The sequence below is a fragment of the Proluteimonas luteida genome (genome assembly GCF_021191695.1).
GTDB lineage: Bacteria > Pseudomonadota > Gammaproteobacteria > Xanthomonadales > Xanthomonadaceae > Luteimonas > Luteimonas luteida.
Genome location: NZ_JAIWPT010000002.1, coordinates 280,209 through 298,705, shown reverse-complemented (window position 1 = coordinate 298,705; position 18,497 = coordinate 280,209). Strand labels below are relative to the sequence as shown.

Genomic DNA, 18,497 nt, shown 5'->3' with positions numbered 1-18,497 from the left:
GCCCGTAGAATCGCCAGATGAGCAAACGCCTGATCCTGATCGACGGGTCCTCGTACCTGTACCGCGCGTTCCACGCGCTGCCGCCGCTGTCCAACGCCGATGGCGAGCCCACCGGCGCGCTGTTCGGCGTGGTCAACATGCTGCGCGCGACGCTGAAGGAGGCGCCGGACTACGCGGCTTTCGTCGTCGACGCGCCCGGGCGCACGTTCCGCGACGACCTGTATGCCGGGTACAAGGCCAACCGCCCGCCGATGCCCGACGAACTGCGTGCGCAGGTCGAGCCGATGTGCGCGATCGTCGAGGCGCTGGGCTTCCCGATCCTGCGCGTGCCGGGCGTGGAGGCCGACGATGTCATCGGCACGCTGGCGGTGCAGGGCAGCGAGGCTGGCATCGAAGTGATCATTTCTACCAGCGACAAGGACTTCGCCCAGCTGGTGCGCCCGCGCGTGGCGCTGGTCAACACGATGAGCGGAAGCCGCATGGACAGCGAGGCGGCGGTGCTCGACAAGTTCGGCGTCCGCCCCGACCAGATCGTCGACATGCTGGCGCTGATGGGCGACAGCATCGACAACATCCCCGGCGTGCCCAAGTGCGGGCCCAAGACCGCGGCCAAGTGGCTGGCCGAGTACGAATCGCTGGACGGCGTGATCGCCGGCGCGGACGGCATCAAGGGCAAGATCGGCGAGAACCTGCGCGCGGCGCTGGCGCAGCTGCCGCTGAGCCGCGAACTGGCGACGATCCGCGTCGACGTGCCGCTCGATGGCGGCCCCGATACGCTGGTGCTGCGCCCGCGCGATGCCGACACGCTGCGCGGCCTGTACGCGCGCTACGGTTTCACCCAGGCGCTGAAGGAGCTCGACGCCGCCGCGTCGTTGCCATCCCCGGCGCCGGCCACGACGCCCACCGCGCCGGCCACGCTCGATCCCGCGCTCGCCGGGCCGGGCGAGTACGAACTGGTGCTCACGCGCGACGCGCTGGATGCGTGGGTCGCGCGTCTGCAGGACGCCGGCGAGTTCGCGTTCGACACCGAGACCGACGCGCTCGATGCGATGCGCTCCAAGCTGGTGGGCCTGAGCGTCGCCGTCGAGCCCGGGCGCGCGGCCTACATCCCGGTCGGCCACGACTATCCCGGCGTGCCCGCGCAGCTGGACCGCGAACTCGTGCTCGATGCGCTGCGGCCGCTGCTCGAGGATCCGGGCAGGCGCAAGCTCGGCCAGCACGGCAAGTACGACCTGCACGTGCTGCGGCGCCACGGCGTCGAGGTGCGGGGCTACGCCGACGACACCCTGCTCGAGAGCTTCGTCCTCGACGCCGGCACCGCGCGCCACGACATGGATTCGCTGGCGCGCCGGCACCTGGGCATCGAGACGATCCGCTTCGAGGACGTCGCCGGCAAGGGCGCGAAGCAGATCTCCTTCTCCGAGGTCGCGCTCGACGACGCCACCGCGTACGCGGCCGAGGATGCCGACATCACCCTGCGCCTGCACCGCGTGCTCAAGCCGCGGATCGACGCCGAACCGGGGCTGTCGCGGGTCTACGCCGACATCGAGATCCCGCTGGTGCCGGTGCTCGAGCGGGTCGAGAGCAACGGCGTGATGATCGACGCGGTCGAACTGCGCCGGCAGAGCGCGGACCTGTCCAAACGCATGCTCGTCGCCCAGCAGAAGGCCACCGAGCTGGCCGGGCGCACGTTCAACCTCGACTCGCCCAAGCAGCTGCAGGCGCTGCTGTTCGATGAACTGGGCCTGCCGGCGCTGATCAAGACGCCCAAGGGCCAGCCCAGCACCAACGAGGAGGCGCTGGAGGCGATCGCCGACCAGCACGAGCTGCCGCGGCTGATCCTCGAGTACCGGGGCCTGGCCAAGCTGCGCAGCACCTACACCGACAAGCTGCCGGAGATGGTCGATCCCGGCACCGGCCGCGTGCACACCAGCTACCACCAGGCCGGCGCGGCGACCGGGCGGCTGTCGTCCAGCGATCCGAACCTGCAGAACATCCCGATCCGCACCGACGACGGCCGCCGCATCCGCCGCGCGTTCGTCGCCCCGTCCGGGCGCAAGCTGGTCGCCTGCGACTACTCGCAGATCGAGCTGCGGATCATGGCCCACCTGTCCGAGGACCCGGGCCTGATCCGCGCCTTCGAGCAGGGCATGGACGTGCACCGCGCGACCGCCGCCGAGGTGTTCGGCCGCCCGCTGGAGGAAGTGACCGCCAACGAACGCCGCGCCGCCAAGGCGATCAACTTCGGCCTGATGTACGGCATGAGCGCGTTCGGCCTGGCCCGCAACCTCGGCATCGGCCGCGGCGAGGCGCAGGACTACATCGGCACCTATTTCTCGCGTTACCCCGGTGTGCGCGATTTCATGGAGCGCACCCGCAACGAGGCCCGCGAGCGTGGCTACGTGGAAACCGTGTTCGGCCGCCGGCTGTACCTGGAGTACATCGGCAAGGGGACCCAGGGGCAGCGCGCCGGCGCCGAGCGGGCCGCGATCAACGCGCCGATGCAGGGCACCGCCGCCGACATCATCAAGCGCGCGATGATCGCCATCGACGCCTGGCTGGCGGACAAACGCGAGCGCGCGCAGATGATCCTGCAGGTCCACGACGAACTGGTGTTCGAGGTCGACGAGCGCTTCGTCGACGCGCTGCTGGTCGAGGTGAATGCGCGCATGACCGGCGCGGCACGGTTGCGCGTGCCGCTGGTCGTCGACAGCGGCGTCGGCGACAACTGGGACGAGGCGCACTGAGGGCCGGTCGCCCGCTGGCTGCGGCCGCGGCGGCGGCCGATTTACTCCCGGTTTTTGCGCCGGCGGCGCGTTCAGTTTTGCCTGAATTGGCGGATCGCGCGGGTGGTCGGGTTTACGGGTAAATGAGGCCTGAATCCCACGGAAAGTTAACGGAAATCTTCACGAACCATCCATGCACGGAGTGGTCATATAGGTCGCGACAGATGCAACGTCTGTCGCCAGATCTCTCCCTTCCCCTGGAGTGATCGACCGGAACCATATGGCTTCTCCCCGAGCCGGTTCCCTGAGCCCCGCCGGCCCCCCCTGCCTGCGGGGCTTTTTTTATGTTGTTTCGCCCAAGTCCGGGGAAGACGGCCGCTCCGACCCGACGTAGATCGGCCCTACGCGGCCCACGCGCGCGGCGTTCCGGGTTCGCGAGGTGCCGTGGGACCCGCCTGTCCGGTCTGGCCGGAAATCCCGGCGTCGGGGGCGTGGCCCCGACCTACGATCGAGGCCCCGATTTTTGGCTTTTCCCTGATTCTTCACCAACGCCCGGGAAAACCGGCAGCTCCGATCCGACGTGGGTCGGCCCTACGCGGCCGACGCGCGCGGCTTCAGGCATGCCGGCGTCAGAACGGCACCGGGCACGTCAGCGTCAGCCCCGCACCGTGCGCCGGATGCGACATCGCCAGCGTCTCGGCGTGCAGCAGCAGGCGCGGCGCGGCGGCGCGGGCGTCGTCGTCCGCGTACAGCGCGTCGCCGAGGATCGGATGGCCGATCGCCTGCAGGTGCACGCGCAACTGGTGGCTGCGGCCGGTGACCGGCGTCAGTGCCAGACGGGTGCGCCGGCTGCCGTCGCCCGCGGTGTCGCGCGACAGCACCCGCCAGCGGGTCAGCGACGGCTTGCCGGCGATGGCGTCGACCATCTGCCGCGGGCGGTTGGGCCAGTCGGTCAGCAGCGGCAGGTCGATCTCGCCGGCATCGGCCGTGGGCCAGCCGGCGACGACCGCGACGTAGCGCTTGTCGATCTCGCGGTCGGCGAAGGCGATGCTCAGCGCGCGCTGCATCGCCTCGCCGCGCGCCATCACGATGACACCGGACGTCGCCATGTCGAGCCGGTGCACGATGCGCGCGTCCGGCCAGGCGGCCGCTGCGCGGGTCGCCAGGCAATCCTGCCTGTCGGGGCCGCGCCCTGGCACCGACAGCAGCCCGCTGGGCTTGTCGAACGCCAGCAGGTGGGGATCGACATGCAGCACCCGCAGGCAGTCGGGGGCGACGTCCGGGTGCTCGGCGCTGCCCATGGAACGGCCTCAGCCCGCCTCGGCGAGCCAGTCGCGCGGGCGCAGGTAGTCCAGCAGCCGCGCCTCGGCGCTGCCGTCCTCCGGCGCGTAGCCGTACTCCCAGCGCACCCGCGGCGGCAGGCTCATCAGGATCGACTCGGCGCGCCCGCCCGACTGCAGCCCGAACAGCGTGCCGCGGTCGTGGACCAGGTTGAACTCGACGTAGCGGCCGCGCCGGTAGAGCTGGAATTCGCGCTCGCGCTCGCCGTAGGGCGTGTGCTTGCGGCGCTCGACGATCGGCAGGTAGGCGTCGAGGAAGCCGTCGCCGACGGCGCGCAGGTAGGCGAATTCGCGCTCGAAATCGCCATGCAGGTCGTCGAAGAACAGGCCGCCGATGCCGCGCGCCTCGCCGCGGTGGCCGAGATGGAAGTATTCGTCGCACCAGCGCTTGTGGTCGTCGTAGCGGGCCTGGCCGCCGAACGGTTCGCACAGTGCGCGCGCGGTGCGGTGCCATTCGACGATGTCCTCGTCGAAGGGGTAGAACGGGGTCAGGTCGAAACCGCCGCCGAACCACCAGGCGACCGTCTCGCCGTCGCGCATCGCGCGGAAGTGGCGGACGTTGGCGTGGGTGGTCGGCAGGTAGGGATTGCGCGGGTGGAACACCAGCGACACCCCGACCGCGCGCCACGAGGCGCCGGCGAGGTCCGGCCGGTTGGCGCTGGCCGACGGCGGCAGGGCCTTGCCGGAGACATCGGAGAAGCCGATGCCGGCCTGCTCGAACACCGCGCCCTCGCGCAGCACCCGGGTGCGGCCACCGCCGCCCTCGGCGCGCTGCCACAGGTCCTCGGTGAAGCGGGCCTGGCCATCGGCCTGCTCGATGGCGTTGCAGATCCGGTCCTGCAGGCCGGTCAGATAGTCGCGGACAGCGTCGAATTCGTTCATGCGGCGCATTGTAGGGGGCGCCCGTGCGGCGGCATTGATCGTGCGCAATGCCGGACGCGTGCCGTGGTGCTCAGTCCGCCGGTCCGGCGTGCGCCTGTCGCCAGGCCTCCAGCCGCGTCGCCAGTGCGCCCGCCTTGTGTCCATAGGTGTCGGGCAGGGCGCCGTGGTAGCCGGTCAGGCCGCGATTGACCCGGCGCAGGCGCGCGGCCCGGTCGACGTGGTCGGCGAAATCCAGCCCGACCATCGTGTGCAGGCCCACGCGGGTCGGGCCGAAGCGGGCGATGTCGCCCCAGGCCAGGCGCGTGGTGCGGAACAGCGAGCGGATCTCCAGCCCGTCGGCGTCGAGCCGCAGGTGGTTGGCGCCGGGCACCAGCGCCACCAGCGCCACCAGCGCGCACAACGCGAAGAAGCCGCCGCACAGCCACGCCGCGAGCGGATGGCGGCCGCCGATGTCGACCGCCAGCCAGACGAAGCCGGCCGAGATCGCCAGCAGCGCCAGCATCTTCCACGGCGCCGGCCGCAGCACCTCGACATCGGGCAGGCCGGCGCCGCGCGCGCTCATTTGAGCGTGCGCTCGAACAGTTCGAAGATGCGCCGGTACTGGTCGTACCACGACGCCGGGTGCTGGTAGGCGTGGCGTTCCAGCGGATAGCTGGCCAGCTCCCACTTGTCCTTGCGCAGCTCGATCAGGCGTTGGCTCATCATCACCGAGTCGCGGTAGAACACGTTGTCGTCGATCATGCCGTGGGCGATCAGCAGGTGGTCCTGCAGCCGGTCGGCGTACTCCATCGGCGAGGACTTCAGGTACGCCTCCGGGTCGAGCTCGGGGGTGTTGAGGATGTTGGCGGTGTAGCTGTGGTTGTACTGCGACCAGTCGGCGACCGGGCGCAACGCGGCGCCGGCCTTGAACGTGCCCGGCTCGCGGAACAGCGCCATGAAGGTCATGAAGCCGCCGTAGCTGCCGCCGTAGATGCCGACGCGGTCGCGGTCGGCCTGGTGGTGCTCGACCAGCCAGTCGATGCCGTCGAGGTAGTCCTCCAGTTCCGGGTGGCCCATCTGCCGGTAGATCGCCGTGCGCCAGTCGCGGCCGTAGCCGCTGGAGGCGCGGAAATCGAGGTCCAGCACCAGGTAGCCCTGCTGCACCAGCAGGTTGTGGAACATCTGCTCGCGGAAGTAGTTGGGATAGCGCTCGTGCACGTTCTGCAGGTAGCCGGCGCCGTGCACGAACAGCACGACGGGGTACTTGCGGCCGGGCTCGTAGGTCTGAGGGCCGTAGAACTTGCCCCAGACGGCACCGGCGCCGTGCTTCGACGGCACCTGCACGTATTCGGGCTGCAGCCAGTCGAAGGCCTTGTACTCGGCGGTGCGGGTGTCGGTCAGCACGCGTACCTCGCCGCCGGCGACATCGGCGACGGCGAGCTGCTGCGGGGTGTAGCTGCTGGAGACGCGCAGCAGCAGGCGGGTCTCGTCGGGCGACAGCGCGAAGTCGTCGACGTTGCCGGTGCCGGTGATCTCGGCGACCTGGCCGCCCGAAGCGCTGCAGACGTCGTACCTGCCCGGCCACTGCCGGTTGCACAGGAAGAAGAAGCGGCTGCCGTCGCGCGACATCACCGGCGACGAGACTTCCCAGCGGCCCGAGGTCAGCGCGCGCGAGCGGCCGCCGTCGTTGAGGTAGAGGTGCGAATATCCCGATTCCTCGGACAGCAGCCACAGCGTGCGGTTGTCCGGCAGCCAGCCGAACTCGTTGAAGTCCCAGTTGATCCACGCCGGGTCGGTCAGGCGGTGCCGTGGCTGCAGCGTCGCGCCGGCCAGGTCGACGGTCGCCAGCCAGCGGTCCTTGTTGTCGACCGAATGGATCGACAGCGCGACCTGGCGGCCGTCGTCGCTCCAGCGGATCGCGCCGTTGCCGCCGCCGCGGCTGTCGATCTCCAGCCGCACCGGGCGGTTGCCGGTCAGCGCGTCCTTGCCGGCGGCGCGGCGCAGGTCGGCCAGCGGGTCGCTGGCGATGCCCGGCAGCGGATCGGTCTTCAGCTCGCGCACCGTGCCCGATGCCAGCTCGACCAGCCACAGCGTGTGCGGCAGCGGGTCGTTGCGGCCCACGCGCGTGCGCACGTCCTCGAACTCCTCGTAGCCCGATTCGGTGACGTACCTGGGCATGCGGCCGGCCTGGCCCTCGTTGCCGTCCTTCGCCTGGGTGACGACGACCAGCCAGTCGCCGTTGGGCGACAGCGCCGAGCCGGCGATCTTGACGTTCTTGCCGAGGAACACCGGCGCCGGGACGCCGGTCGGGTCGCTGCGGCGCCAGTCGTCGTTCTGCGCGCGCAGCGCATCGCGGCGCGCGCGCTCGGTGCGCAGGCTCTCGATCATGCGCAGCTGGCGCTCGCGCAGGTCGTCGGCCGGCGGCGGTTTCGCCGGATCGTCCTCGGCCTTGAGGCTGGTCAGCTGCGCGGTGCCACCGCGTGCGTCCCAGCGGAACCAGTCGTCGCCCGAGCGCCAGACCAGCGTACCGCCGCGGCTCCATTGTGGTTGCGCCTCGGTGGCCTCGGTGCGGGTGACCTGGGTCAGGCTGCCATTGCGCAGGTCGCGCACGAACACGTCGCCGTTGCGCACGAACGCCATGCGCGTGCGCTCGGCGTCGAACACCGGCGCGTTGCCGTCGATGTCGGCGCGGTTGGCGCCGTCGAGCCGGGTCGGCGCGCCGCCCGCCACGTCGATGGTCCAGGTGTCGCGGATCGCCTCGCCGTCGCGCTTCTGGCTGTAGAACGCGTGCCGTCCGTCCCAGCGCCACCACGCGCGCTCGACCGGCGCGCCGATCCAGTCCGGATCGGCCATCACCTGGTGCATCGTCAGCGGCTGCGCGGGCTGCGCGGGCTGGGCGAAGGCAAGCGGCGCAAAGGCGAGCTGCGCGAACGCGAGGACGGGGAGGAGGGCGCGGGGCAGCACCCTGCGGGGAGACAGGCGACGCGGCATCGGCAGGCAATCCGGGTTGGAAAAACCCGGCAAGGGTAGCAGCCGTCGCCGGTCCGGCTGCTCTGGCGAAGGTCATGGCATGGCGTCGGGACGACGCGCAGCCGGCGCGACGGGGGCGGCTGCCGTCGCCCCCGTGCCGCGGCTCACCAGCTGAAGCCGGCGCCACCCATCAGGCTTTTCTCCCCACCCCCGAATGCACCGCCGATCGACACGCTGGCACGGTTGCCGATCGCGCGCTGGTAGCCGACCGCCAATGCCTGCTCGCCGCCCTGCGAGCCGACGCCCACGCCCACGCGGTTGCGTCCCGACAGGCCGGCGGTGTTCATCGCCATGCCCGCATACGCGCCGCTGGTGGCCGCCAGCCGATCGATGCGGCGGTCCTGGTGGCGGAAGCGGTCGTCCATTTCCACGCGCAGGCCGTCGATGTCGGCGTTGAAGGCGGCCATCGCGCTGTCGGTATAGGCATTGGCGGAGGCGAGGGTCCGCACGGCGACGGTGTCGGTGTAGCCGTTCGCGGATTCGAGGGTGGCGGCATCCGCGGTGGCCATGTCGGTGCGGACCGCGGCCTCGCGCGTGCCGGTGTAGTCGTTGGCCGACTGCAGGGTGGCGGCATTGCCGGCCTGCATCTGGCGTACGTTCACCGCATCCATGTCGTCGACGCCGTCCGCGACGTTCGAGACCACGGTCCCGGACGCGCCGGCGAGGGTCAGCGAGCCGTGGTCGTCGTCGTCGTAGTTGACCACGCGCGGCCCACTGCCGCCCGTGCCTTCCGGACCGGCGGGGCCCTGCGGGCCTTCCGGACCCTCGGGGCCTTCGGGACCACGCGGGCCGGTCGGGCCTTCGGGTCCCTGCGGACCCTGCGGGCCGACCAGAGAAGCCAGCCAGTCGGCCTCCGTGCCGGCAAACCCGTTCTGAGTCGCGACCTCGTAGGCGCTGTAGCCACGTTCACCCTGGATCCCACCGGCATCGGCAATGCGCTGGTGGATGCCGGTGAGTTCGGCATCGACCGCACCGAAGGCCGAGCCGACGTCGGTGTAGCTGGTCGACTGGATCACATATACCGGCGCGGTGAACATGCCGCCGGCATAGGCCGCGCCGCCACCGAACCATGCGGCGATGCCGGCGCCGAGGTCATCGCCGGCGGATCCGAGCTGACGCAGGTTCACCGCGTCGGTATCGGCCGTACCCGCCCGGACATTCACGATCTGGCGTTCGGCACCGGCACTGCCTACCGAGATCGTGTAGGCCCGATCGGCGACGGCGGCGTAGCCGATGGCCACGCTGTAGTCGGCCGTGGTCTGGTTGCCGACACCCAGGGCGCTGCTGTATTGCCCGCTGACCTGGTTGTCGTAGCCCACTCCGACGGCGAACAGGCCACTGACCCGGTTGAAATTGCCGATGGCGCTGGCGCCGCCGCCGCTGGCGGTGTTCTGGAAGCCGACAGCGCTGGCACCCAGGCCGCTGGCCACGTTGATGAATCCCACCGCGACACTGGCATCACTGCTTGCCTGGTTGCCGTAGCCCAGTGCACTGGCCATGGCGGCAGTCGTGTCGTTGTCGAACCCCATCGCAGTGGATCTGGCGCCACTGGCCGTGTTCAGGCGGCCGATCGCCGTGCTGTGTTCGCTCCAGGCCACGTTGGCGCTGCCGACGGCGCTGGCACCGGTGGCCCTGGCGCCATTGTTGTAGCCCAGCGCGCTCGAATAGGCGGCGCTGGCGCCATTGCTGCGGCCGATCGCGCTGGCGTTCTCACCCTGGGCCGAGTTGCCGACGCCGACCGCACTGGCGCTTGCAGCGCCGACATTGTTGTCCAGGCCGAACGCCACGCCATTGCTGGCAACCGCGACAACGAGATTGTCGGAACCGTATGCACTGCTGTTGCTGCCCAATGCCCTGTTGCCGGCGCCCACGGCGCTGCTGCCGGCGCCCAGCGCATAGTTGCCGTTTCCGACGGCGCTGCTGTTGGTGCCGAGGGCTTCGTTATTGTGGCCGAATGCCGAGCTCTCCAGCTGCGTCGCCCGGTTCTCGACACCGAATGCCGAGCTGCGGCCGGCCTGGGCGGCATTGCCGTAACCGAATGCACTGCTGGAATTGCCGGCCGATGCGTTGCCGAAGCCGAACGCATTGCTCGAATGGCCTGCCGACATGTTGTTGTAGCCGAAGGCGTTGCTGAATTCGCCGTTTGCGACGCCGTCGTTGCCGACCAGGTTGTTGAATACGCCAAAGGCACTGCTGTACCGCCTGTAGGCGTGATTGTTGGCGCCGAAAGCCGAGCTGCGGTCACTCAGCGCCACGTTGTATCCGCCCATCGCGAATGAGTGGCCGGCGGCGATGTTCCAAAGGCCATACGCCGCGGAGGCCGGGTAACAGGTCGTGTTGTTGTCGCCGTGTTCCTACCCCTGGTTGGTATTTCCGGCGACCGGTGCGCCGTTCTGGTTCAGGCAGCTCTGGTCGGCATGCGCCGGTTGCGCAACGATGACCAGTGACAGGGCCGTGAACAGGGCCGACAGGCGCCAGGTGCGGGCATGCCAGCGGGGGGTGTGCGAGGACATGGGAACTCTCCAAGGTAAGCCGGCGTCACTGCCGGGCGCTGGAGGGTCGGGAAACGGCGCGCAAAGACGACACGACCTGCCCTGGTCTGCCGGTCGCGGATCTCCATGGTGGGATTTCTCCGGGTGGGCACGGCGTCATTGCCGGTGCAGGGGAACGACGCAGGACGGGACGGGAACACGACATGCAGCTGGACACGCGGGGGCATGAGCGGCGCGGCCGATGGCTTCAGCGGCTGCGCGGCGTGGCCCTGTGTTCCAGTTGTTCCACCGGTGCGCGTGGCCCGGTGCGCGCGGGCGGCAGGCGCGGCAGGTCGAGGTCGAGGCGCGGAATGTGCTGCGGAAAGGCCTCGACATGGCAGCCCTCGATCACGTAGCTGCCGACGTTCTCCGCCGGCCATGCGCCGTCGCGCGCCAGCACCACACGCATGAGGTTCGGGGTGCTCGCATACAGCGGCCGGTCGCCTTGGCGCACGTCGTAGCGGGCCTCGCGTCCCCGCGGGACCAGATGGATCGGCGTCCGGTTGGCGTCCCGGTTCTCGAGCAGCGGCTCGGCGCCATCCAGCGGCACCGCGAACGAGGCCCGGAACGGCGCGGCATGACGGGCTTCGATCACCACTCGGTCGATCCGCCCGATGCGCTGCCCCGCCGCGCCGATGATCGCTTCGGCCGAGGCCTCGGCCCGATCCGGATACAGGTTGTCGAGTCTGCCGATCGACCGGAACGGGGTCAGGCAGGGCATCGGCCTGCGCTGGCCGGGGTCGAAGCGGTCGCCGGCAGTCGGTCGCGTGAGTTCCTGCGCGGCGGCCGGCAGCAGGCTGGTGGCCAGCAGGCAGGCGATCGCGGCCCGGGCCGGCGACGACAGGGCATGCAGGATGGAGCGGCGCGTGGCGGGCATGGGTGTCCTCCTTGATCCCCGGCGCGATTGCCGGATGCAGGAGGATCGGGACGCGGCGGCGAAAGACGACAGCTGGGCCGCAGACGGATCTCAGCCGCTCGGACCGCCGGTGCGGGTAGATGCGGTTGCGGCCTGTCCGGCAGCCTCGATCCGCTCGCGCAGCTTGGCCAGATTGGCGAGGTGGGACACGCCCGGCGGACCCAGCGACTCCAGGATGCGCTGGGCCTGCGCCAGGTCGCGGCCGGCATCGGCGGTCCGGCCTTGCGCCAGGCGCACGTTGGCACGTGCGCGGTACGAGAGCGCGGTCAGGATGTGCTGTTCGCCGAACTGGCTGCGGATCTTCTCCATCACAGGCGCGAGTTCGGCATCGGCAGCCGCGACCTCGCCGGTGGCGGCCAGGGCTTCGGCCAGCAGGAAGCGCGAGACCAGGCTGGTCTGGTTGGATGGCCCGGCGAACTGATCCGCCATCGTGATCGATTCTCGGAAGCTTTCGGCTGCCGCCTCCGGCCTTCCGGTGAGGCCCTGCAGGTTGCCCAGGTTCTGGAGCATGGCGGCAAGCTGCAGCGATGGCCCGTAGAGCGCCCGTTGCAGATCCACTGCTTCGGCGAAGATCGACTGCGCTTCGTCCATGTGCCTGAGGTGGGCATGGGTCACGCCGCGGATGTTCATCAGCGCGATGCCGAAATCGGAGCGGTGGCGGTCGGCGTCGACGGCGATGGCCCAGCCCTCGTCCGCAACCGCGAGCGCTTCCTGGGGATGCCCGGTCTGCAGAAGCGCATTGGCGAGGTTGTTGTAGATCTTCATCGTGTCGCTGTCGCTCGGCCCGCGCAGGCGGATGCTGTCCGCCAGCGCGGCGCGCAGGGTGGCGACACCCTGTTCCGGCTTGCCCTCGGTGCGCTCCAGCATCGACTGCAGGCTGCGGCTTTCCAGCAGCCGCAACCGGTAGGTCTCCGGATTCGCGCTCCAGAACGTCTGCGCCTGTGCCAGCAGTTCGCCTGCGCGCCCGGGATCGCCACGCTGGAACACCGCGTTGGCCAGGAGGTTGCGCGCATCGGCCAATGTCGCGGGGTCCTGGGATTCGGGTTGCCAGGCCAGCATGCGTTCCAGCAGTGGGACCGCACCCTCGAAATCGCCGATCTGCACGTACAGCTCCGCCAGCATCAGCAGGGCGGCCCGCCCGTTTTCCGGCTGGTCCTGGAAACGCTTGAACACGGCTTCGGCGCCATTGCCCAGCACGTCGCGCGCGGTCAGCGTGCCGGAGGTGTCGCGTTGCGCCGCATCGCCGAACATCAGCATCACGTACTCGCGCACGGCGTTGGCGCGGCTGGCTTCGACCAGCGCCGCGTCGCGCTGCGCGCGCACCTCGCGGCTCTGCACCACGATCCCCACGCCGCCTGCGAGCAGGGCCAGCGCCGCGACGGATGCCATCGCCACGCCCCAGCGGTTGCGCCCGACGAACCTGCGCGCGCGGTAGCCGAAGGTGTCGCCGGCCACCGAGACCGGGCGCCCTTCGAGGAACCGCCCGAGGTCGTCGGCCATCGCCTGCACGCTGGCATAGCGCCGTTGCGGCTCCTTGGCCAGCGCGGTCTGCAGGATCCGGGTCAGGTCGCCGCGGACGAACCTGCGGAAACTGCCCGCGTCGATGCGGCGCTGCCGCAGGCGCGCGTCCACCTGCTGCGGCTCGCCGCTGGTGATGGCCTGCTCCGGGCGCATCGGCGCGCGTTCGCTGATCGCCGCCACGCGGGCCTGCAGGTCGTGTTCGGCCAGATCGTAGGGCAGGCGGCCGGTCAGCAACTCATACAGCACCAGGCCCAGGGCGTAGACGTCGGTCGCGGCGCTGATCGCGCCGCCGGTGATCTGCTCGGGCGCGGCGTACTCGGGGGTGAAGCCGACCGCGACGCCGGTGCGCGTGGTCGCCTCGGCCAGCGGGTCGGCAAGCTTGGCGACACCGAAGTCGAGCACCCGCGCGCCGCCATCGGCGTCGACGAGGATGTTGTCGGGCTTGAGGTCGCGGTGCACGACGAAATGCGCATGCGCGTACTGGACCGCCTCGCAGGCCTGGCCGAACAGCGCGATGCGCTGGCGCAGGTCGAGCGTGCGTGCATCGGCCCAGGCGGTCAGCGGGGCGCCGTCGATGTACTCCATCGCGAACCAGGGCTGGCCGTCGTCGTCGATGCCGCCGTCGAGCAGGCGGGCGATGTGCGGATGCGACAGCGAGGCGAGGATGCGGCGTTCCAGCAGGAAGCGTTCGGCCAGGGTGCGGCCTTCCCAGCGCAGGCGCAGGCGCTTGATCGCGACCCGCTGCTCGAACGCGCCGTCGACCCGGCTGGCCGCGTACACCATGCCCATGCCGCCGCGGCCGAGCACGGCGTCGAGGCGGTACGGGCCGATGCGGGCGCCGATCGCGCCGCTGCCGTCATTGCCGGCATCCGGCGCGGGGCTGGCCGCAAGGCTGTCGATGTCGACGACGTCGATGACCCCGCGGTCGACGATCGCGGCGGCCGCATCGGCGGCCAGCATCGCCTCCAGTTCGTTGCGCAGTCCGGCGTCCTCGCCACAGGCCGCGGCGACGTAGGCCTTGCGTGCATCGCCTTCGAGTTCGATGGCCGCATCGAACAGCGCGGCCAGCCGCTGCCAGCGCGCGCCGGGGTCGGCCGTGGGCCCGGAACCGGTCATGGTGCGCTCCCGGCATGGCGGGTCTGCAGGAAGGCGCGGGCGCGTCGCCAGTCGCGCTGCGCGGTGCGCTCGCTGATGTCCAGGTGCGCGGCGATCTCGTTGAACTCCATGCCGGCGAAGAACCGGCACTCGACCACGCTGACCAGCCGCGGGTCGAGGCGTTCGAGCGCGCGCAGGCCCTGTTCGACCTCCAGCACGTCGCTGAAGCCCTCGGCCGCGCCGTCGACGAGGTCGGTGGCCAGCGGCACCCGCACCTGGTCGCCGCCGCGCTTGCCGGCCATGCGCGCACGGATGTGGTCGACCAGCACATGGCGCATGGCCTTGGCGGCAAGCGCGAGGAAGGGGCCGCGTTCGCTGGCGTCGAGCGCGCGGCCGTCGAGCTTCAGGTAGGCCTCGTGCACCAGTGCGGTGGTGTTGAGCGAGGTGCGCGCAGAGCCGCCGAGCTCGCGGCTGGCGATGCGCCGCAACTGCTCGTAGAGCTCGACGAAGCGCGCGCGGTGCGCGGACGGCACCGTGGCGTCGACTGGTCCGGGTTCCATCGATCGATTGCCCCGCGCCAGGGGGGCGCCAGCGGAATATAGAGCGGAATCGCATCGTTCGGCGACAGATGTCCGCCGTCGGGGACGATCCGCGTGCACGAACCGCCGCTGCTCCGGCGGCAGCGGGGAGGGCGGCGGCCGGTGCCGGTATCCGCGGCTGCCGGCGTCGATGCCCGGATCCCGGCGCGGGACGCATCGGCGGAATGCACGGTTTCCCGCGTCCGCGCCGTGCGATCCGCCTGCCGCGGTTCAGCTGCGTCATTTCCCCGGCAGGTGGATTTCCCGCACAATTCCGTGCATTCCCGAACGCAGCGGCCATGCACGCCTACGTCTACAAAAGCCAGCGCAAGGCGGACACCTACGTGTACCTCGCCGCCCGCGACGATTTCGATGCGCTTCCCGAGCCGCTGCGGACCCAGCTGGGCCCGTTGCGGTTCGTGCTGGACGTGGCGCTGGCCCCGGGCCGCCGGCTGGCGCGCGAGGACGCGGCACGGGTGCGGGCCAATCTGGACGCGCAGCGTTTCCATCTGCAGATGCCGCCGCGTGCCGCACTCGATCCCCTGAGCGAAGACTGGGGCACCGATGCCTGAGTCGATCCGCGCCCGGCCGGTGTTGCCGGCGACCGCCCGCCATGCGCTGCTGGTCGGCATCGTGCTGGCATGCGTCGCCGCAGCCGGCGGCATCGTCGCGGCGATCGCCGGCGTACTCGCGCAACCGGCGTTCGCGCTGGCGGTGCGTGGCTGGCGCAGCGGTGCGCCGGCCGGACGCCGCGCGCTGCACACCGATGCCGTGTCCCTGCTGGTGGCCTGGGGCGGCGCCGTCGGCGTGGCGGCGTTGCTGGTCGTCTGGCCGCTGTCGGCGCTGCGCCAGGGCGGTGAACTGGGGGCGGCACTGGCATTGAGCGTGGTCGTGGGCGTCGGCGTGATCGGGTTCTGGCGAACCTGGCCGCTGTGGCACGCGCTCGAATGCGACGGCGGCGACCTGCGCCAGCACTGGCGCGCGCTGGCCGACCGCGATACCGGCAGCTGGCATGGCGTGGCCGCCGCGCTGTGCGTGACGCTCGTCGTCGCCACGGTGCTGGCGCTGGCGTGGATGCCGGCGGCGGGCACCGGCGTGCGGATCGGCGCGGCCGCCGCCGCGGCGTTCGCATGGCCGCTGCTGCACCTGCTGCTGCAGCGTCTGGCGGCGCCCGCGGCATTGCCGTTGCAGGTGGTCGAGATGACCGCCGATCCCGCCGCCGCCCTGTTCGACGACGCGGATGCCGCCGAGCCCGAAATCGCGCTGTATGCCGCCGCCCGCAGCGGCCGCGTCGACCGCGCGCTGGCGCTGGTCGCCGGCGGCGCCGACCTCGGCGCGCTGCCGCCGGAGGGCGACCGCGACCAGCGCAGCCTCGCGGTGCTGGCCGCGGTGCTGCCGGACCTGCGCCTGCTGCGCGAACTGATCGCGCGCGGGGTCGACGTCAACGCCGCCCATGCCGGCATGACCCCGCTGCTGGCGGCGACCCGCGACAGCTGGCATGGCCGCCCCGACGCGGTGATGACCCTGCTGGCCAACGGCGCCGATGCGCGCGTCACCGACCACGAAGGCAATACCCCGCTGCATCTGGCCGCGCGCAGTTCCGATCCCGGCGTCGCCGCGTTGCTGCGCGATGCCGCCGCCGAACTCGATGCCCGCAACCACGACGGCCTGACCCCGCTCGGCGTGGCCTGCGCGGCCGGCAACTGGCGGCTGGCGAAGTTCCTGCTCGAGCGCGGCGCGAAACCGGAGGTCGACGGCGGCACCCCGGCGCTGCTGGCCGCGGCCGGCGGCGACGAGGACGACCCGGCCGGCGTGCAACTGCTGATCCGCCACAAGGCGCGGGTCGACGCCCGCGACGGCCTGCGTCGCAGCGCCCTGCACGCAGCCGCGTCGAGCGGCCACACCGATGTCCTGGCGGCGCTGCTGGCCGCGGGCGCGGACGTGCGGGCCCGCGACAACGATGGGCGCACGCCATTGCTCGACGCCGCCCGTGGCGGCAGCCTGGCCGCGCTGGAGGCGCTGGTCGCCGCCGGCGCCGATGTCGCCGCGGTCGATATCGCCGGGCGAAACGCGCTGGAACTCGCCTGCGATGCCGAGACGCCGTCGGTACCGCTGGTGCACCGGCTGTTGGCGCTGGGTGTCCCGGCCGATGTCGTCGGTGCCGACGGCAGGCGGCCGGCCGACCGCGCCGCCGCCTGCGGACGCTGGGCGCTGGTGCGCCTGCTCGATCCCGAATACCCGTTGCCGGGCAACGTGCTGGCCGACGACGACGCCGACGCGCCGGCCGAGCGCACGCCGCTGCTGTTGTTGCGCGCGAGCCTGCGCGAGGGCCGCTACGACGACCTGGAGACGCTGCTGCGTCTGCTCGGGCCGGCCGAGCTGGGCAGCCTGCTGCTCGATCCCGAGGCGCCGCACGCGCTGGAGCGGGTGGAATGGCTGCTGGCCCGCGGCGCCGACGTCGAGGCGCGCGACGAGGACGGGCAGACCGCATTGTCGGTCCTGCTCGGCGTCGGGCCGTCGGTACTGCCGATCGTGCAGGCGCTGCTGCGGCACGGGGCGTCGCCGGCAGGTGCGGGCGGGCTGGCGCGCTTTCTCGCCGCCTGCGCCCGCGACGACCAGGCCACCCGCGCGCTGGAGGCCTGTGCGCTGGAACTGCTGGCGCGCGGCGCCGACCCCTTCGCCGCGTCGCCCGATGGCGACCCGCCGCTGTCGCTGGCGGTGCGCCTGGGCTGGCCGCGCCTGCTCGAAGGGCTGATCGGCCATGGCGTCGATCTCGACGCCCGCGATGCGCGCGGCATGGCCGCGCTGCATCTGGCGGCCGCGCTGGGACGCGACGAGGCATTGAAGCTGCTGGTGCGCCATGGCGCCTCGCCGGACGCCTGCGCCGCCGACGGCCAGACGCCGCTGGGCGTCGCCCTGTCGGGCGGTCGCCGCGACCTTGCCGACTGGCTCGACTGGCGCGGCTGGACCTTGCCGAAACGGCCGCTGGCCGCGGACGACCTGCCGGCCGCGGCGATCGTCGGCGACGCCGGTGCCGTGCGCCGGTTGCTGGACCTCGGCTTCGACGTCGACACCGCCGACGTCCAGGGCTGCACCGCGCTGCTGCGCGCGGCCGGCGGCGGGCATCGCGACGTCGTCGACGTGCTGCTGGCGCGTGGCGCCGATCCAGCCCGCGCGGCCCAGTCCGGCGCCACGCCGCTGTCGGCGGCGGTGAGCATGCGCCAGGGCGAGATCGTCGACCGGCTGCTGGCGGCGGGCGGCTCGCTGGAACAGCGCCTGCCCGGCGACGTCACCGTGCTGATGCTGGCGGCCGCACTCGGCCTGCCCGACGTCTGCGCGCGGCTGTTGACCGCCGGCGCCGACATCCACGCCGGCGACGCGCAGGGCCTGACCCCGCTGCACTGCGCGGCGATGTACGGCTTCACCTCGCGCGACCGCCCGCGCCTGCTGGCCCTGTTCGACACCCTGCTGCTGGCCGGCGCCGAGGTCGATGCGGCGGCGGCCGGGGGCGTGACCCCGCTGCTGCTGCTGCTGGGCGCACGCGCCGAGCCGGGGACCGCGTGCGACGAGGAGGTCGTGCTGGCGGCGATGGAGCACCTGCTCGACGAGGGCGTCTCGCTGGACGCGCAGGACCCGCGCGGCTTCGGCCCGCTGCACCTGTCGGCGCTGCATGGCCAGTTGCGGCTGGCTCGGCGCCTGCTGCGCGCAGGCGCCGACCCGGACCTGCGCGACACCATCAACCGCACCCCGCGCGAGATCGCGGTGATGCGCGGTTTCATCGACGTCGCCGCCGAACTCGCCCCGGTCCCGTCGCAGGACAGCGTGTCGATGGCGCGGTTCCTGCGGGAGCACCGCTGAGGGGGCGCGGGGCGCGACGTTCCGCCTGCGGCGGCCACGTC

Annotated in this window: 12 protein-coding genes; 3 read left to right on the top strand and 9 right to left on the bottom strand. The window is 71.7% G+C overall.

The genetic code is table 11. The features are described 5' to 3' along the window. The first annotated feature begins 17 nt into the window (after positions 1-17). Positions 18-2,747 carry a DNA polymerase I gene (gene polA / locus LDO26_RS03355; RefSeq protein ID WP_232129654.1) on the top strand — a complete coding sequence of 910 codons (2,730 nt, stop codon included), beginning with the start codon at positions 18-20 and terminating at the stop codon, positions 2,745-2,747. Between the two features lie 608 nt (positions 2,748-3,355). On the opposite strand, the gene LDO26_RS03350 is transcribed toward polA, so the two are convergent. The 9 genes from LDO26_RS03350 to LDO26_RS03305 form a co-directional block, all read right to left on the bottom strand. Further along, complete coding sequence (locus tag LDO26_RS03350) at positions 3,356-4,027, bottom strand: pseudouridine synthase (protein ID WP_232129653.1); 672 nt, start codon at positions 4,025-4,027, stop codon at positions 3,356-3,358. Positions 4,028-4,036: 9 nt separating this feature from the next. After that, positions 4,037-4,948, bottom strand: coding sequence for an oxygen-dependent coproporphyrinogen oxidase (gene hemF, locus LDO26_RS03345; protein ID WP_232129652.1), 912 nt, complete (start codon positions 4,946-4,948; stop codon positions 4,037-4,039). Positions 4,949-5,018: 70 nt separating this feature from the next. Further along, positions 5,019-5,510 carry a PH domain-containing protein gene (locus LDO26_RS03340; RefSeq protein ID WP_232129651.1) on the bottom strand — a complete coding sequence of 164 codons (492 nt, stop codon included), beginning with the start codon at positions 5,508-5,510 and terminating at the stop codon, positions 5,019-5,021. Continuing rightward, the gene (locus LDO26_RS03335; RefSeq protein WP_232129650.1) at positions 5,507-7,918 is read right to left on the bottom strand and encodes a S9 family peptidase; all 2,412 of its coding nucleotides are present in this window, start codon (positions 7,916-7,918) and stop codon (positions 5,507-5,509) included. Before LDO26_RS03335 ends, LDO26_RS03340 begins: the two co-directional genes overlap by 4 nt. 143 nt (positions 7,919-8,061) lie before the next feature. Continuing rightward, a complete protein-coding gene (locus LDO26_RS18195; RefSeq protein ID WP_343226151.1) occupies positions 8,062-10,212 on the bottom strand; it encodes a YadA-like family protein in 2,151 nt (716 codons plus the stop codon). A gap of 99 nt (positions 10,213-10,311) precedes the next feature. Then, positions 10,312-10,470, bottom strand: a complete 159-nt coding sequence (locus tag LDO26_RS03320; protein ID WP_232129649.1) for a hypothetical protein — start codon at positions 10,468-10,470, stop codon at positions 10,312-10,314. 226 nt (positions 10,471-10,696) lie between these two features. Next, positions 10,697-11,365, bottom strand: a complete 669-nt coding sequence (locus LDO26_RS03315) for a hypothetical protein (RefSeq protein ID WP_232129648.1) — start codon at positions 11,363-11,365, stop codon at positions 10,697-10,699. Positions 11,366-11,455: 90 nt separating this feature from the next. After that, on the bottom strand, positions 11,456-14,041 hold the full coding sequence (locus LDO26_RS03310; RefSeq protein ID WP_232129647.1) for a serine/threonine-protein kinase: 2,586 nt from the start codon (positions 14,039-14,041) through the stop codon (positions 11,456-11,458). Continuing rightward, entirely contained in the window at positions 14,038-14,580 is a 543-nt protein-coding gene (locus LDO26_RS03305; RefSeq protein WP_232129646.1) for an ECF-type sigma factor, read from the bottom strand. Before LDO26_RS03305 ends, LDO26_RS03310 begins: the two co-directional genes overlap by 4 nt. Positions 14,581-14,897: 317 nt before the next feature. Between LDO26_RS03305 and LDO26_RS03300 the strand changes: the two genes are divergently transcribed. Continuing rightward, a complete protein-coding gene (locus LDO26_RS03300) occupies positions 14,898-15,170 on the top strand; it encodes a YcgL domain-containing protein (RefSeq protein ID WP_232129645.1) in 273 nt (90 codons plus the stop codon). Further along, on the top strand, positions 15,163-18,456 hold the full coding sequence (locus LDO26_RS03295; protein WP_232129644.1) for an ankyrin repeat domain-containing protein: 3,294 nt from the start codon (positions 15,163-15,165) through the stop codon (positions 18,454-18,456). Before LDO26_RS03300 ends, LDO26_RS03295 begins: the two co-directional genes overlap by 8 nt. The last annotated feature ends 41 nt before the right edge of the window (positions 18,457-18,497 follow it).

Excerpts from the sequence above, each read along its gene's own strand:
- LDO26_RS03335 (WP_232129650.1), bottom strand. The coding sequence starts at position 7,918 with ATGCCGCGTCGCCTGTCTCCCCGCAGGGTGCTGCCCCGCGCCCTCCTC.
- LDO26_RS03340 (WP_232129651.1), bottom strand. The coding sequence starts at position 5,510 with ATGAGCGCGCGCGGCGCCGGCCTGCCCGATGTCGAGGTGCTGCGGCCG.
- LDO26_RS03315 (WP_232129648.1), bottom strand. The coding sequence starts at position 11,365 with ATGCCCGCCACGCGCCGCTCCATCCTGCATGCCCTGTCGTCGCCGGCC.
- LDO26_RS03320 (WP_232129649.1), bottom strand. The coding sequence starts at position 10,470 with ATGTCCTCGCACACCCCCCGCTGGCATGCCCGCACCTGGCGCCTGTCG.
- hemF (WP_232129652.1), bottom strand. The coding sequence starts at position 4,948 with ATGAACGAATTCGACGCTGTCCGCGACTATCTGACCGGCCTGCAGGAC.
- LDO26_RS03295 (WP_232129644.1), top strand. The coding sequence starts at position 15,163 with ATGCCTGAGTCGATCCGCGCCCGGCCGGTGTTGCCGGCGACCGCCCGC.
- LDO26_RS03310 (WP_232129647.1), bottom strand. The coding sequence starts at position 14,041 with ATGACCGGTTCCGGGCCCACGGCCGACCCCGGCGCGCGCTGGCAGCGG.
- polA (WP_232129654.1), top strand. The coding sequence starts at position 18 with ATGAGCAAACGCCTGATCCTGATCGACGGGTCCTCGTACCTGTACCGC.
- LDO26_RS03350 (WP_232129653.1), bottom strand. The coding sequence starts at position 4,027 with ATGGGCAGCGCCGAGCACCCGGACGTCGCCCCCGACTGCCTGCGGGTG.
- LDO26_RS03305 (WP_232129646.1), bottom strand. The coding sequence starts at position 14,580 with ATGGAACCCGGACCAGTCGACGCCACGGTGCCGTCCGCGCACCGCGCG.
- LDO26_RS03300 (WP_232129645.1), top strand. The coding sequence starts at position 14,898 with ATGCACGCCTACGTCTACAAAAGCCAGCGCAAGGCGGACACCTACGTG.